The sequence below is a fragment of the Pseudomonas sp. E1BtOHC1 genome (assembly GCF_058744285.1).
This window is the reverse complement of the sequence record NZ_CP196023.1, coordinates 1994675-2007734: the sequence shown is the minus strand read 5'-3', so window position 1 is coordinate 2007734 and position 13060 is coordinate 1994675. Positions and strand designations below refer to the sequence as shown.

The following is a 13060-nucleotide window of genomic DNA, read 5'->3' as shown; positions in this document are numbered from 1 at the left end:
CAAACCGGGGCGCCCCCGGACGTCGGTCCGGCCCCGACGGCCTATAACAAAGGCTCATCAAGGTCATTACCGTGGGTTATTTTAATCGTCACATTGACGGCCGAAGCCCCATTCTTGAGGCCTCCAGCCCAGGCAGCCCAGCGCTAGCAGACAAGCCCTTCGCTGTCGAGATATGGCGGCCGTTATCCTTTGCGTATACTGCGCCAATGTTTTCCCCTATGGCTTTACGTCCGCGCTGCGCCAAGTGGCTCATCGTAACCGGACTCTTCCTGATGCTCGGCGCCTGTGTTGAGAAACCCAGCACCCTTGAGCGCGTAAAGGAGGATGGTGTGCTGCGGGTGATCACCCGTAACAGCCCCGCCACCTACTTTCAGGACCGCAACGGCGAAACCGGCTTCGAGTACGAGCTGGTGAAGCGCTTCGCCGACGATCTGGGGGTGGAGCTGAAGATCGAGACCGCCGACAACCTCGACGATCTGTTCAACCAGCTGGGCCAACCCAAGGGTCCGGTGCTGGCCGCCGCCGGCCTGGTGAGCAGCGAACAGCGCAAGCAGCAAGTCCGGTTTTCCCATCCGTATCTGCAAGTCACCCCGCAAGTCATCTATCGCAATGGCCAGTCCCGCCCCACCAGCGCACAAAATCTGGTGGGCAAGCGCATCATGGTGCTCAAGGGCAGCAGCCACGCCGAGCAACTGGCGGAGCTCAAGCTCAAGTACCCCGGTATCGAATACGAAGAGTCCGACGCCGTGGAAGTCGTGGACCTGCTGCGCATGGTGGACGAGGGACAGATCGACCTGACCCTGGTGGACTCCAATGAATTGGCGATGAACCAGGTGTACTTCCCCAATGTGCGGGTGGCCTTCGATCTGGGGGACGCCCGCAGCCAGAGCTGGGCGGTGGCCGCCGGTGACGACAACAGCCTGCTCAACGAGATCAACAGCTTCCTCGACAAGGTCGAGAAGAACGGCACCCTGCAACGCCTCAAGGACCGCTATTACGGTCACGTGGACGTGCTCGGTTATGTCGGCGCCTACACCTTCGCCCAGCACCTGCAGCAGCGCCTGCCCAAGTACGAAAAGCACTTCAAGGCCTCGGCCAAGCAGGAAAAGGTCGACTGGCGACTACTGGCGGCCGTGGGTTACCAGGAATCCATGTGGCAGGCCGAGGTGACCTCCAAGACCGGCGTACGCGGTTTGATGATGCTGACCCAGAACACCGCCCAGGCCATGGGTGTGTCCAACCGACTGGACCCCAAGCAGAGCATCAGCGGCGGCGCCAAGTACCTGGCCTATATCAAGGAACAACTGGACGACAAGATCGAGGAGCCGGATCGCACCTGGTTCGCCCTCGCGGCCTACAACGTCGGCACCGGCCACCTGGACGACGCCCGCAAGCTGGCGGAGAAGGAAGGCCTGAACCCGAACAAGTGGCTGGATGTGAAGAAGATGCTGCCGCGGCTGTCACAGAAGCAGTGGTACAGCAAGACCCGCTACGGCTATGCCCGAGGCGGCGAGCCGGTGCATTTCGTGGCCAACATCCGCCGCTACTACGACATCCTGACCTGGGTGACCCAGCCGCAGCTGGAAGGCGATCAGGTTGCCGAGGGCAACCTGCATGTGCCGGGGGTCAACAAGACCAAGCCGACGGAAGAGAATCCGCCGCTCTAAAAGCATTCGCCGGCAGGCCGGCGCCTACAGAGGTTGTGTAGGCGTCGGCCTGCCGGCGAAGTCCATTCAGGCCTTGGCCGCAGCCGCCAGGATCAGCGCTTTCATCTCGGCCACCGCGCCCTTGAAACCGACGAACAGGGCATGAGCCACCAGGGCATGGCCGATGTTCAGTTCATTGATGCCCTTGATCGCTGCCACCGCTTCAACGTTGTGGTAATGCAGGCCATGACCGGCATTGACGATCAGCCCCTGTGCCAGACCCACGGCAACCCCGTCGACGATACGCTGCAACTCATCGGCCACTTCACTCGGCGTCTGGGCGTCGGCATAGCGGCCCGTGTGCAACTCGATGGCCGGCGCTCCGACGCGCTTGGAGGCCTCGATCTGACGCTCGTCGGCGTCGATGAACAGGGACACTTCGGACCCGATTTTCGACAGCCGCTCCACCGCCGCCTTGATCCGCGCCTCCTGACCCGCCACATCCAGACCGCCTTCGGTGGTCAGCTCCTGACGGGTTTCCGGCACCAGGCAGATATGCGCCGGGCGGATGCGCTCGGCAAAAGCCATCATTTCTTCGGTGACGCCCATCTCGAAATTCATGCGGGTCTGCAGCACGTCCTTAAGCAGCAACACGTCGCGCTCCTGGATATGCCGACGGTCTTCGCGCAGGTGCACGGTGATGCCGTCGGCGCCCGCCTCTTCCGCGTCCAGCGCGGCCTTGACCGGATCAGGGTAACGAGTGCCGCGGGCCTGGCGCAGGGTGGCAACGTGATCAATGTTCACGCCAAGAAGAATGCGATTGCTGGTGGTCACGAAAGCGCTCCTGAATGAATGAAGATTCGGCGCACAGCATACGGGGAGAACAGGGTCTGTTGCCATTTGCTCGAACGCAGAATGACGGCGCCAGCTGGGCTATCGCGGCGAGCGGCCAAAACGGCAGCCACGCCTAGGGCTTGCGAAACAGCTCGCGACTGACCAGAGGACGCCCGCCCAGATGCACTGCCAGGGCCTGGCGCATCAGGCGCTTGGCTGCCGACAACGCGCCAGGAGCACTCCAGTCGGCCTCGGCCATGGCCAACAGCTCGGTGCCGTTGAACAGACCCGGTTGCAGCAGGAACACCTGCTCCAGGCCGGCATCCACCTGCAGGCGATACAGGCCATCGGCAGCAATGGGTGCGCCGTGGATGTCACTGTCCAGGGCGAAGCCGTAACCCAGATCATCCAGCAAACGCCACTCGAAGGCCCGCAGCAGCGGCTCCAGGGGCCGCCCTTCAGCCAGGGCCAGCAAGGTTGCCGCGTAGTGGTCGAATACGGCCGGATGGGGATCTTCCGCCGGCAGCAGGCGGATCAGCAGTTCATTCAGGTACAGACCACTGAACAGCGCTTCGCCATTGAGCCAGGATGCAATGCCGGCACTTTCCATACGTCCGACGTTCTTCAGCTCGCCACGGCCGCGAAACTCGACTTCCAGAGGGACGAAGGGTCGCGCCAGGGTACCGGCCTTGCCCCGTGCATTACGCAGGACAGCACGCAGGCGACCTTGGGGGGTAAGGAAATCCACCAGGGCACTGCTTTCGCGGTAGGCGCGGCTGTGCAGGACGTAGGCGAGCTGGCCGACTGGGGCGTTGCTGGACATGGTTGCGGGGGATCTCAGGGGAAGAGAGGGAACCGGGTCCGGAGAAGGGGTTGCAGCTGTTCGCCGGCAAGCCGGCTCCTACAGGAAGGTGTAGGAGCCGGCTTGCCGGCGAAGTGCATCAGAGGTCGCCGTAGCCCAGGGAGCGCAAGGCGCGCTCGTCGTCGGACCAGCCGCCCTTGACCTTGACCCAGAGGTTGAGCATGACCTTGGAGTCGAACAGCAGCTCCATGTCCTTGCGCGCCTCCATGCCGATGCGCTTGATCCGCTCACCCTTGTCGCCAATGATGATTTTCTTCTGACCGTCGCGCTCGACGAGGATCAAGGCGTGAATATGCAGGGTCTTGCCCTGCTGCTTGAACTCTTCGATTTCCACGGTGATCTGGTACGGCAGCTCGGCACCCAACTGGCGCATGATCTTCTCGCGCACCAGTTCGGCAGCCAGGAAACGCGAGCTGCGGTCGGTGATCTGATCTTCCGGGAAGAAGTGCTCGTTCTCCGGCAGGTGCTTGGCGATCAGGCCTTCCAGGGCTTCGAGGTTATGCCCCTGCTGCGCGGAAACCGGCACGATCTCGGCGTTCGGCAGTTGCTCCTGCAGCCAGGTCAGGTGCGGCATCAGCTCGGCCTTGTCCTCGATGCGGTCGGTCTTGTTGATCGCCAGGATCACCGGACCCTGCACGTACTGGACACGCTCCAGGACCAACTGGTCCTCGTCGGTCCACTTGGTGCGGTCAACCACGAAGATCACCACGTCCACATCTTTCAAGGCCGCCGAAGCGGTCTTGTTCATGTAGCGGTTGAGGGCTTTTTCGTTGCTCTTGTGCATGCCGGGGGTGTCGACGTAGATCGCCTGGATGGCGCCTTCGGTCTTGATCCCGAGCATGTTGTGGCGTGTGGTCTGAGGCTTGCGCGAAGTGATCGCCAGCTTCTGGCCGAGGATGTGGTTGAGCAGCGTCGACTTGCCCACGTTGGGGCGGCCGACGATGGCGACATAGCCACAGCGTGTTGCGGTTGAATCAGTCATGGCCATTCTCCACGCCCAGGGCAATCAGTGCTGCGGCGGCCGCTACCTGTTCGGCAATACGACGGCTCACACCCTGACCTCGGCTTTTTTCATTCAATAAGGTGACTTCACATTCAACGAAGAATGTCCGGCAGTGCGGTTCGCCCTGGATATCCACCACTTCATAGCGCGGCAGTTCACAGGCACGAGACTGGAGGAACTCCTGCAGCCGGGTCTTGGGGTCCTTGTTGGTGTCTACCAGGGTCAGGCTCTCGAACTCCGAGGCCAGCCAGGACAACACGCGGTCACGGGCCGTTTCCATGCCGGCGTCCAGGTAGATCGCACCGATCAGGGCTTCCAGGGCATCGGCGAGGATCGATTCACGACGGAAACCGCCGCTCTTCAACTCGCCGGAGCCCAGGCGCAGGTATTCGCCCAGGTCGAAACCACGGGCCAGTACCGCCAGTGTTTCACCTTTCACCAGGCGTGCGCGCAAACGCGACAGCTGGCCTTCGCGGGCCTGGGGGAAGCGCTCGAACAACGCCTCGCCGGCCACGAAGTTGAGAATGGCATCACCGAGGAACTCCAGGCGTTCGTTGTTACGCCCGGCAAAGCTGCGATGGGTGAGTGCCAGGAGCATCAGCTCCTGATCCTTGAAGGTATAACCGAGCTGACGCTCGAGACGGCTCAAAGAAACGCTCACGGTTTACCCACGCTGATTTCGTTGCCGAAACTCGCCATCCTAGGGGCCGCGCACGAGGTGCGGGTGGCAATTAACGCTGTGTTCAAATCCACATCCTGAATATCGTTGACTGCATGCTTCTGGCCATAAGGCTGTTACGCGATGCCCGAGGGCAAGGGCGTTTTATACAAGAGCCAGAAAAGCATTCGGCGCTGTGTTCAACAGCGCCGTGTGTGATTACTTGATCAGGCCAACCCGCGAGAAATTCGGCAGGTGGCTGAGTTTCGGTTCGGGCCAGCTCATCCAGACTGCGAAGGCCTTGCCGACGATATTCTTGTCGGGAACCATGCCCAGCAGGTCTTTGGGAATACTCGGATCGTCCCAGTAGCGACTGTCGTTGGAGTTGTCGCGGTTGTCGCCCATCATGAAGTAATGCCCGGCAGGCACCACCCAACGCCCGTCCGGCGCGGGCCGGTAGCGACTCATTTCCTTGCGGATCAAGTGCTCGACGGCACCGAGCTTTTCCTTGTACAGCTCGGCGCTGCCCAAGGTGCCGGGTTCAGCCCCAACCAACTGCTCTGCCACCGACTGGCCGTTGACGAACAGGTGCTTGTCGCTGGTGTAGCGCACTTCATCACCCGGCAGGCCGACTACACGCTTGATGTAGTTGACGTTGGGGTCGCTTGGGTAGCGGAACACCATGACATCGCCGCGCTGCGGATCACCGACTTCGATGACTTTCTTGTCGATCACCGGCAGGCGGATCCCGTAAGAAAACTTGTTCACCAGGATAAAGTCGCCCACATCCAGGGTCGGCTTCATCGAGCCCGATGGAATCTGGAACGGTTCCACCAGGAACGAACGCAGCACCAGGACAATGAACAGCACCGGAAAGAACGACTTGCCGTATTCAACCAGCAGCGGTTCCTTGCTCAGCTTTTCGACCACCAGCCCATCCGGCTGGCTGACGCTGCCCTGATAGTTGGCGATGGCCGAGCGCCGACGCGGTGCCAGAAACACCAGGTCGAGCAACGCCAAGAGACCGCAGACAAAGACAGCGATGACCAGCAACAGCGGGAAATTTAGTGACATAGGACCTAACTATCCAACCTGAGCACAGCAAGGAAGGCTTCTTGTGGAATTTCCACGTTGCCCACTTGCTTCATGCGTTTCTTACCGGCCTTCTGCTTTTCCAACAGCTTGCGCTTACGGCTGACGTCGCCGCCGTAGCATTTGGCCAGTACGTTCTTTCTGAGAGCCTTGACGGTTGTCCGCGCCACAATCTGCCCGCCAATGGCGGCCTGAATTGCCACGTCAAACATCTGCCGAGGAATCAGTTCCTTCATCTTCTCGGTCAACGCACGCCCTTTGTAATGGGCGTTGTCACGGTGGACGATCAACGCCAGGGCGTCGACTTTCTCACCGTTGATCAGCACATCCAGCTTGACCAGATTAGCCGATTGATAACGGTCGAAATGATAGTCCAGCGAAGCATAGCCGCGGCTGGTGGATTTCAGGCGGTCAAAGAAGTCCAGTACCACTTCGTTCATCGGCAGATCGTAGGTCACCTGGACCTGGCTACCGAGGAACAGCATGTCGTGCTGCACGCCGCGCTTCTCGATGCACAGGGTTATGACGTTGCCCAGGTGCTCTTGCGGCACAAGAATGTTGGCCCGCACGATCGGCTCGCGCATGTCCTCAATCGCCGACAGATCCGGAAGTTTGGACGGGTTGTCGACATAAATCGTTTCACCGTTCTTCAACAGCAGCTCGAAGATCACCGTCGGCGCTGTGGTGATCAGGTCCAGGTCGTATTCGCGCTCCAGGCGCTCCTGGATGATCTCCATGTGCAGCATGCCGAGGAAGCCACAACGGAAACCGAAGCCCAAGGCGTCGGAGCTTTCCGGGGTGTACTGCAGCGACGAGTCGTTGAGGGTGAGCTTCTGCAACGCTTCGCGGAAATCCTCGAAGTCGTCGGAGCTGACCGGGAACAGGCCGGCGTAGACCTGCGGCTGGATGCGCTTGAAGCCTGGCAGCACTTCCACGTCCGGGGTCGAGCTCAGGGTCAGGGTGTCACCCACCGGCGCACCGTGAATGTCCTTGATGCCGGCGATGATGAAGCCCACTTCACCGGCCTTGAGGTCAGTGGTGGCGGTGTGTTTGGGGTTGAAGACGCCGACGCTGTCCACCAGGTGGATCTTGCCGGTGGATTTCACCAGGATCTTGTCACCCTTCTTCACCCGGCCGTGACGCACACGCACCAGGGACACAACGCCCAGGTAGTTGTCGAACCAGGAGTCGATGATCAGCGCTTGCAGCGGGTCTTCGATATTGCCGGTCGGTGCCGGAATGGTGGTCACCAGGCGCTCGAGCACCTCGTCCACGCCCAGGCCGGTCTTGGCGCTGCAAGTCACGGCGTCAGTGGCATCGATACCGATGATTTTCTCGATCTCTTCCTTGACCCGTTCAGGATCGGCCTGGGGCAGGTCGATCTTGTTCAGCACCGGCATCACTTCGAGACCTTGCTCGATGGCGGTGTAGCAGTTGGCAACCGACTGGGCTTCAACGCCCTGGCCAGCGTCCACCACCAGCAGTGCACCTTCACAGGCCGCCAGGGAGCGACTGACTTCATAGGTGAAGTCCACGTGGCCCGGGGTATCGATGAAGTTCAGCTGGTAGGTAATGCCATCTTTGGCTTTGTAATAGAGGGTGACGCTGTGGGCCTTGATGGTGATCCCGCGCTCACGCTCAAGGTCCATGGAGTCCAGAACCTGGGCTTCCATTTCGCGCTCGGCCAGGCCGCCGCACATCTGGATGAAGCGATCGGCCAGAGTCGACTTGCCATGGTCAATGTGGGCGATGATGGAGAAATTGCGGATATGACTCAAATCACTCACGGATGAACACTCAAAAAGGCTGCAGGCAGGGCCCGCCGAAAAATAGCCGGGAATTGTACCTGATACTCGGCACGAGCGTCACGCTCGCCTGTCAGCGTTTGTCAAATGCAAAAACGCCCCGATCCAGGGACCGGGGCGTTGCGCTAAAAACCTGACAGAGCCGCTGAATCAGCCGGCCCGGCGCAATAGCCAGAAGCCTGCGATGGCACAGATACCCGCCGGCACCAGCACCGCGAACAGCGGCGAGAAACCGAACACCAGGCTCGAAGGCCCCAGCAGGTCCTGAGCGATGCGGAAGGTGAAACCCACCAATACGCCCGTGAACACTCGCTGACCCAGGGTCACCGAACGCAGCGGTCCGAAAATGAAGGAAATCGCCATCAGCACCAGGGCCGCCGTCACCAGCGGCTGCAGCACCTTGACCCAGAACGCCAGCCAGTAACGACCATTGTTCAAGCCCTGGTCGGCTAGATAATGGATATAGCCCCACAGACCACTGATAGACAGAGACTCCGGCGCCATGACCACGGTGCTCAGCAGTTGCGGGCTCAGAGCCACGTCCCAACGCTCGTCGGGAACGCTGATGACCTCGGTGTGACCTTCACGGAAATAGGTGGTGGTGACATCCGTCAGCTGCCAGTAGTTTTCGTGGAAACGTGCCTGACGAGCAAAACTCGACGACAACATATGGTGATTGTCATCGAAGTGGTAGCGAGTCACGCCATACAGCAGGCCATTGGGCTGCACTGCGTTGATATGGATGAACTCCTCGCCCTGACGGTGCCACAGGCCGTGCTTGGAACTCTGGGCATCACCGGAACCCTGGGCCAGGGCGCGACTGGCCTGAGCTTGGGTCTCGGTGGCCGGCGCTACGTATTCACCCACCAGCACGCCCACCAGCATCAGCACCAGCATCGGTTTCATCACCGCCCAGACGATACGACCGACAGAGACGCCGGCAGCACGCATGATGGTCAGTTCGCTGTTGCTGGCCAGGGAGCCAAGACCGATCAGGCAGCCGATGAGGCCGGCCATCGGCAACATTTCATAAACCCGGCGCGGGGCGGTGAGGACCACGTAGCTCATCACGTCCATCACGGTGTAGGTATCGCTGACACTGCCCATCTCATCGATGAAGGCAAACAGCGAAGCCAGCCCGAGGATGATCCCCAGGACCGCAAGAATAGCCATGAACACACTGCTACCGATGTAGCGATCGAGCTTAACCACGAGCCATCTCCTTCATACTGCGACGACTCGCCATTTTCAAACGCAACGGTTCCCAGTACATCAAGCCCAGGCCAATGCCCAGGAACAGCAGGTGAACCCACCACAGCCCCAGGGTTGGCGAGATCTTGCCTTTCTCCATGGCGCCACGTACCGCGATCAGGATGGTCAGGTACGCCATATACAGCAGGATGGCCGGGATCAGCTTGAGGAAGCGGCCCTGGCGCGGGTTGACCCGGGACAACGGCACCGCCATCAAGGTCACGATAAACACCAGCAACGGCAGGGACAGACGCCATTGCAGCTCGGCACGGGCCCGCAGGTCATTCTTGCCGATCAGGTCAGCAGTGGGCATGGCATCGCGATCGGTGACTTCGTCGCTGACATCCGGTCGCTCCAGCAGCACGCCGTAGGTGTCGTACTTGATCACCCGATAGTTGGCCTCACCTGGATTGCCGTCATAGCGATAGCCGTTTTCCAGGATCAGGTAGCGATTACCGTCGGGACGAATGTCCTGGTGCCCCTTCTCGGCCACCAGCACCGAAATGCCCTGGTCCTTTTTCTCCCGGCTCAGACGCTTTTCGGAGATGAACACCCCGGAAAGATTGGTGCGATCCTCGGACAGCTGCTCGGTATAGGTCACCCGAGTGCCATCATTGAGCGCCTGGAAGCGCCCGGCCACCAGGGTGTCGAACTCGGTCAGGGCGTCCTGCTTGTTCAGCAGCAACTGGAACTGGTTGGCCCCCTGCGGCGCCAGGCTCAGGCTCAACCAGGCCACCAGCAAGGCCACCAGGGCCGCCGGGATCATGGTCATGCCTAGCAGACGCTGCTGGCTCATGCCGGTAGCCGACAACACGGTCATCTCGCTTTCGAGATAGAGCCGGCCGTAAGCCAGGAGAATGCCCAGGAACAGCCCCAATGGCAGGATCAGCTGCAAAAAACCCGGCAGGCGAAAGCCCATGATCAGGAACAGCGAGCCCGGGTCCAGGGCGCCCGAGGCGGCTTGTGCGAGGAACTTGACGAAGCGCCCGCTCATGATGATGACCAGCAGCACCGCACTCACGGCACTCAGGGTCAGCAGGATTTCGCGGGATAGATAACGAAAGACGATCAAACCAGACACTCCAGGGTTGTCAGGCTAAGGCGGCCGAACAAGCAAACGTATCGAGCCGACCCCAAATGCAGGGCCGCCGAAAAAAGATGGCGCATTATCCTGTGATTGCGCGCGCCTGTCACGGAGGATGCTCACCCGGCGCTCTAAAGCGGCGAACTTGGCCAAGACGAGGGTTGTCAGCCGCAAGCGGCGAGGTTCAAACTGGCGGCTTTGTCGTCGGCAGCACGCGACGTCTTCTTCTATATAGATAAGCCCCGCGCCGGAGTCTTTCCTGCGCTCTTTGACCATTCATTCAGGGACCCAGACATGGAACTGGTTGTAAAAAGCGCTAGCCCGGAAACGTTGAAGACCGCCACCCTGGTGGTCGCCGTCGGCGAAGGCCGCAAACTCGGCAACGTGGCCAAGCAACTCGACGAACTCAGCGGCGGCGCCATCAGCGCCGTGCTCAAGCGCGGCGACCTGGCCGGCAAGGTCGGTCAGAGCCTGCTGTTGCACGGTGTGGCCAAGCTCAAGGCGGAACGCCTGCTGCTGGTGGGCGTCGGCAAGGATGAGGAGCTGGGCGACCGCCCGTTCCGCAAGATCATCAGTGGTGTACTCGCCACCCTCAAGGGGCTGGGTGGCAGCGATGCCGTGCTGGCTCTGGATGAAGTCGTGGTCAAAGGTCGCGACAGCTACGGCAAGACCCGTCTGCTGGCGGAAACCCTGGTGGACGGCGGCTACGTATTCGACCGCTACAAGAGCCAGAAAGCCGAACCCCGCGCCCTGAAGAAAATCACCCTGCTGACGATCAAGGCCGCCCAGGCTGAAGTCGAGCGCGGCGTGACCCACGCCCAGGCCATCGCCAACGGCATGGCTTTTACCCGCGACCTAGGCAACCAGCCGCCAAACGTCTGCCACCCGACGTTCCTGGGTGAACAGGCCAAGGCCCTGGGCAAGGAGTTCAAGGGTCTGAAAGTCGAAGTCCTCGACGAGAAGAAGATCAAGGAACTGGGCATGGGCTCGTTCTATGCCGTAGGCCAGGGCAGCGACCAGCCGCCACGCCTGATCGTCATGCAGTACAACGGCGGCAAGAAGTCCGAGAAGCCGTTTGCCCTGGTGGGCAAGGGCATCACTTTCGACACCGGCGGCATCAGCCTCAAGCCGGGCGCCGGCATGGACGAAATGAAATACGACATGGGCGGCGCCGCCAGCGTGTTCGGCACCCTGCGTGCCGTGCTCGAACTGCAACTGCCGATCAACCTGGTCTGCATCCTGGCCTGCGCCGAGAACATGCCCAGCGGCGGCGCTGCACGGCCTGGCGATATCGTCACCACCATGAGCGGCCAGACCGTGGAAATCCTCAACACCGACGCCGAAGGCCGCCTGGTGCTGTGCGACGCCCTGACCTACGCCGAACGCTTCAAACCCCAGGCCGTGATCGACATCGCCACCCTGACCGGTGCCTGCGTGGTCGCCCTGGGCGCCCATACGTCCGGCCTGCTGGGCAACAACGACGAGTTGATCGGCCAACTGCTCAGCGCCGGCCAGCAAGCCGACGACCGCGCCTGGCAATTGCCGCTGTTCGATGAGTACCAGGAGCAACTGGACAGCCCGTTCGCCGACATCGCCAACATTGGCGGGCCGAAAGCCGGGACCATCACTGCCGCGTGCTTCCTCTCGCGCTTCACCAAGAACCTGAACTGGGCGCACCTGGATATCGCCGGCACCGCCTGGACCAGCGGCGGCAAGGACAAGGGCGCCACCGGCCGTCCCGTGCCCCTGCTGACCCAATACCTGCTGGACCGCGCCAAAGCCTGAAAACCATGACTGCGGAGGGCGTCGCTTGAAGGCAGCGCCCTCCCCGGCTCAGGAATCCCAATGACCAAAGTCGACTTCTATATTCTTCCCAGCGCGGACCCTGCTGCGCGCCTGGATTTTGCCTGCAAACTCACCGACAAGGCCTGGCGCATGGGCCATCGCATCTACCTGCATTGCAGCGACACACAACAACGGGACGAACTCGATGCCCGCCTGTGGCGCTTCAAGGGCGAAGCCTTTGTTCCCCACGGCCCGGCGGAAAGCGAAGCCGACGGCCTGATCGTGCTCGGCCTGGGCCAGGACCCCGGCGACCACAACGACCTGCTGGTGAACCTGGACCTGAAAGTACCGACCTTCGCACCGCGCTTTGCCCGAATTGCCGAAGTGGTGGTGGAAGATCCGACTATTCGTCAGGCGGCCCGCGAGAGTTTCCGTTTCTATCGCGAACAGGGCTATCCTCTGCAAGATCACCGTTTACAGCGACTCTGAGCACCCGATGGACACTCCCAACCCGCTGCAAAAGCCCGCGCATCTGCTGGACGATCTCGAGTCGATCCGCCAACTGCTCGGCGATGACAATCTGCAACCGCCGCTGCTTACCGAGACTGTGAGCGGCGAAGTGCAAATCCCCCTGCTGTTCGACATGGTGGGCAGCCAGCAACCTGCCGAAACCGAAGCCGCTCCCGCAGCGCAAGCCAAACCGCAAGCTGCACCGGCCCCTGCCCCAGTTCAAGTGGCGGCACCAGCCCCTGCTCCAGCACCGGCTCCCGTAGCCAAATCCGCCCCTGCCAGCAACAGTGCCGATGCCCTGCTGCATCTGGATACCGAACTGCGCGCCGCCGCACAGCTGATCATGCAAGACGTGATCGACGATTTCGCTCCGCACATCGAAACCGAAATCAAGCGCCGCCTCGACGCCCGCCTGGAACGCCTGCTCGCAGCAGCCACCAACGGCAAGCCGTAGCCGCAGCGACAAGCTGCGCCTCCCCCCCCCAAGCTGCCGGAAAAATACGACCACGCGTTCCTTGCGACTTAAAGCT

12 protein-coding genes are annotated in these 13060 nt (G+C 61.3%); 4 read left to right on the top strand and 8 right to left on the bottom strand.

From position 1 onward, the window contains the following. The first annotated feature begins 206 nt into the window (after positions 1 to 206). Positions 207 to 1667, top strand: a complete 1461-nt coding sequence (mltF, locus tag ACSSVC_RS09200) for a membrane-bound lytic murein transglycosylase MltF (RefSeq protein ID WP_346633506.1) — start codon at positions 207 to 209, stop codon at positions 1665 to 1667. 66 nt (positions 1668 to 1733) lie between these two features. Here mltF and pdxJ read toward each other — a convergent pair whose 3' ends face one another. From pdxJ to lptF, 8 genes are all read right to left on the bottom strand, one after another. Beyond that, entirely contained in the window at positions 1734 to 2480 is a 747-nt protein-coding gene (pdxJ, locus tag ACSSVC_RS09195; RefSeq protein WP_060842554.1) for a pyridoxine 5'-phosphate synthase, read from the bottom strand. A 133-nt stretch (positions 2481 to 2613) separates the two neighbouring features. Continuing rightward, positions 2614 to 3303 (bottom strand): DNA repair protein RecO, encoded by a 690-nt coding sequence (gene recO / locus ACSSVC_RS09190; RefSeq protein WP_047301927.1) that lies wholly within the window; start codon positions 3301 to 3303, stop codon positions 2614 to 2616. Between the two features lie 118 nt (positions 3304 to 3421). Beyond that, on the bottom strand, positions 3422 to 4324 hold the full coding sequence (gene era, locus ACSSVC_RS09185; protein WP_404938293.1) for a GTPase Era: 903 nt from the start codon (positions 4322 to 4324) through the stop codon (positions 3422 to 3424). Next, on the bottom strand, positions 4317 to 5006 hold the full coding sequence (gene rnc / locus ACSSVC_RS09180; RefSeq protein WP_102861278.1) for a ribonuclease III: 690 nt from the start codon (positions 5004 to 5006) through the stop codon (positions 4317 to 4319). The genes era and rnc overlap by 8 nt, the downstream gene beginning before the upstream one ends. A 216-nt stretch (positions 5007 to 5222) precedes the next feature. Further along, positions 5223 to 6077, bottom strand: coding sequence for a signal peptidase I (gene lepB / locus ACSSVC_RS09175; RefSeq protein WP_346633507.1), 855 nt, complete (start codon positions 6075 to 6077; stop codon positions 5223 to 5225). Between the two features lie 5 nt (positions 6078 to 6082). Then, on the bottom strand, positions 6083 to 7882 hold the full coding sequence (gene lepA / locus ACSSVC_RS09170) for a translation elongation factor 4 (protein WP_123727581.1): 1800 nt from the start codon (positions 7880 to 7882) through the stop codon (positions 6083 to 6085). A 168-nt stretch (positions 7883 to 8050) separates the two neighbouring features. Further along, complete coding sequence (lptG, locus tag ACSSVC_RS09165) at positions 8051 to 9112, bottom strand: LPS export ABC transporter permease LptG (RefSeq protein ID WP_404938292.1); 1062 nt, start codon at positions 9110 to 9112, stop codon at positions 8051 to 8053. Continuing rightward, the gene (lptF, locus tag ACSSVC_RS09160) at positions 9105 to 10223 is read right to left on the bottom strand and encodes an LPS export ABC transporter permease LptF (protein ID WP_346633509.1); all 1119 of its coding nucleotides are present in this window, start codon (positions 10221 to 10223) and stop codon (positions 9105 to 9107) included. Before lptF ends, lptG begins: the two co-directional genes overlap by 8 nt. Before the next feature lie 306 nt (positions 10224 to 10529). On the opposite strand from lptF, the gene ACSSVC_RS09155 reads away from it, so the two are divergent. Genes ACSSVC_RS09155 through ACSSVC_RS09145 form a run of 3 tightly spaced genes read left to right on the top strand, consistent with a single transcriptional unit; the run spans position 10530 to position 12984 of the window. Beyond that, complete coding sequence (locus ACSSVC_RS09155) at positions 10530 to 12020, top strand: leucyl aminopeptidase (RefSeq protein ID WP_404938290.1); 1491 nt, start codon at positions 10530 to 10532, stop codon at positions 12018 to 12020. 60 nt (positions 12021 to 12080) lie between these two features. Then, a complete protein-coding gene (locus tag ACSSVC_RS09150) occupies positions 12081 to 12509 on the top strand; it encodes a DNA polymerase III subunit chi (protein WP_492612205.1) in 429 nt (142 codons plus the stop codon). A 7-nt stretch (positions 12510 to 12516) separates the two neighbouring features. Then, positions 12517 to 12984, top strand: coding sequence for a DNA polymerase III subunit chi (locus ACSSVC_RS09145; RefSeq protein WP_346633512.1), 468 nt, complete (start codon positions 12517 to 12519; stop codon positions 12982 to 12984). Positions 12985 to 13060: the final 76 nt, after the last annotated feature.

Bases quoted from the DNA above. Each gene is read 5' to 3' on its own strand.
- recO (WP_047301927.1), bottom strand. From the start codon at position 3,303: ATGTCCAGCAACGCCCCAGTCGGCCAGCTCGCCTACGTCCTGCACAGC.
- mltF (WP_346633506.1), top strand. From the start codon at position 207: ATGTTTTCCCCTATGGCTTTACGTCCGCGCTGCGCCAAGTGGCTCATC.
- ACSSVC_RS09150 (WP_492612205.1), top strand. From the start codon at position 12,081: ATGACCAAAGTCGACTTCTATATTCTTCCCAGCGCGGACCCTGCTGCG.
- ACSSVC_RS09155 (WP_404938290.1), top strand. From the start codon at position 10,530: ATGGAACTGGTTGTAAAAAGCGCTAGCCCGGAAACGTTGAAGACCGCC.
- era (WP_404938293.1), bottom strand. From the start codon at position 4,324: ATGACTGATTCAACCGCAACACGCTGTGGCTATGTCGCCATCGTCGGC.
- ACSSVC_RS09145 (WP_346633512.1), top strand. From the start codon at position 12,517: ATGGACACTCCCAACCCGCTGCAAAAGCCCGCGCATCTGCTGGACGAT.
- lepB (WP_346633507.1), bottom strand. From the start codon at position 6,077: ATGTCACTAAATTTCCCGCTGTTGCTGGTCATCGCTGTCTTTGTCTGC.